The sequence below is a fragment of the Thermoflexus sp. genome (assembly GCF_034432235.1).
Classification (GTDB): Bacteria; Chloroflexota; Anaerolineae; order Thermoflexales; family Thermoflexaceae; genus Thermoflexus.
This window is the reverse complement of sequence record NZ_DAOUCJ010000095.1, coordinates 1-1,846: the sequence shown is the minus strand read 5'-3', so window position 1 is coordinate 1,846 and position 1,846 is coordinate 1. Positions and strand designations below refer to the sequence as shown.

The window sequence follows — 1,846 nt, the reverse complement described above, 5'->3', positions numbered from 1 at the left end:
CCGATGCCCTCCCCGCATCTCCCTGCGCTCATGGAGCGGGGTTTTCTCCAAATCGGTGAGGACGGATCCTGGTTCGTCCGTTATTCTCTGGGACAGCCTCTCGCTGCCCTTCCCTTTTATTGGGACGGATCCTCGGCGGTCCGGATTCGCCCGCTACCCGGCTCTTCGTCAACGCCCTATCGGCCGTGGCCGTGGCGGGGGCCGGTGCGTTGCTGTATGCGTGGGCTTGCAGCCGGTGGAGCCCCTCGGTCGCTCTCCTCATGCTCAGCGCCTTCGTCTTGGCCACCCCCGCTCCCTTTTACGCCCGGACCTTTTTCGCTGAGGCCCTGATCACCTTTTGCCTGCTGCTGGGCTTCCGGCTGCTCTTTACCCGTCGGCCCGCGGGGATCGCATGGGGAGGGCTGGCCATCGGCTGGGCGGTCCTCACCCGGGAAGGGGCTGTCGCCGCCCTGCCCGCGATGGCCCTCGCGCTGGTCCTTCTCGGCCGGAGCTGGCGCGAGCGCCTCGCCTTCCTGAGTCTGGGGATGATCGGCGCGGCGATCCCCCTCTCCATGGAGCTCTGGTATAACGTCTACCGGTTCGGGCATCCGCTCCGGCATGGCTACGAAGGGGAGGGCTTTACCGCCTCGCTCCTCGAAGGCGTGGGGGGATTGCTGCTCAGCCCGGGCCGGGGATTGATTTTCTACGCCCCGCCGGTCCTCCTCGCTCTCCCCGGTGCCCGCCTCCTCTGGCGCCGGGATCGCGTCCTCATTTGGACAGCGGGGACCCTGTTCATCGGGTATCTGCTCCTGTATGGCAGTTGGTGGGCCTGGCACGGCGGATGGGCCTGGGGCCCTCGCTTCCTGGTCCCCACGCTTCCTTTCCTGCTGTTGCTCACCGGGGAAGCCCTCGAGCGTCCCTGCGGCCGGCGGGCGGCTCTCGCCCTGATCCTCGTCGGGCTTTTCGTGCAACTGCCCGGCATCTTCATCGATCATCAGCTCTTCCATAATGAGCTGTTCGTAGAGCGCGGCCTTCCGGATATCCCCCGCATCTGGTTCCGACCGGAGCTCTCCCCCATCCTGGGCCAGTGGCGCTACGGGTTGCAGGGGCGCCACGGAGCCCTGGCCCTGCACCGCCTGGAAGAGCAGGGGATCCCAGCTCCCATTGCATGGGGCTTCCGCCTCGGGATCGTGGTCCTGTTCCTCCTGGGCCTGTGGGCGCTTCGCCGGCCGGTGCTCCGGTCTCCAGCGTGGCGAATCGGTCCTCGATGGGACTCCCTCGTCCCCGCTCTCCTCGTGCTCGCAGGCCTTGTCCTCCATGGTGCCGCCCTCGCGGGCTGGATCAGGATCCGTCATCGGCCGTTCTGCGGTGCCTCTGGACGCCTCTGCCTGGGCCAGCGGTTTGGAGGACAGGTGGAGCTGGTCGCCTTTTCCCTGGAGGCCCCTCGGGTTCGTCCCGGCGAAGATATCGGGCTGACCCTCTGGATCCGCGCCCTCCGTCCGGTGACGGAAACTCTGAGCGTCTACGTCCATGTTCTTCCCGCGGGCCGCCCGGAGGCCGGGCAGGTTTTCCAGGAGGATCACGAGCATCCTGCGTTCCTTCCCCTCCCTCGCTGGCGGCCGGGGCAGCTCTACAGCGACTTCTATCCCCTGCGGGTCCCGGCCTCGGTCTCCCCCGGGGACTACGTGCTGAAGGTCGGGCTGTATCGCCGCGCCCCGCCCGAAGGCCGGATCCCGGTGGAGGGCTCGGGAGCGGATGGCGTGATCCTGCCGATCCCCATCGAGATCCGCCGGTGAGCCCATGGATCGGCCGGGCGCTTTGTCAGAGCCCAGCCCCAGAGTTTTCCGTGTAGAATCCCCGGTGGAGG

General features: G+C 67.8%; 1 protein-coding gene. It reads left to right on the top strand.

Translation table 11 applies throughout. The features are described from left to right. Positions 1–119 precede the first annotated feature (119 nt). Entirely contained in the window at positions 120–1,775 is a 1,656-nt protein-coding gene (locus VAE54_RS11710) for a hypothetical protein (RefSeq protein ID WP_322802149.1), read from the top strand. The last annotated feature ends 71 nt before the right edge of the window (positions 1,776–1,846 follow it).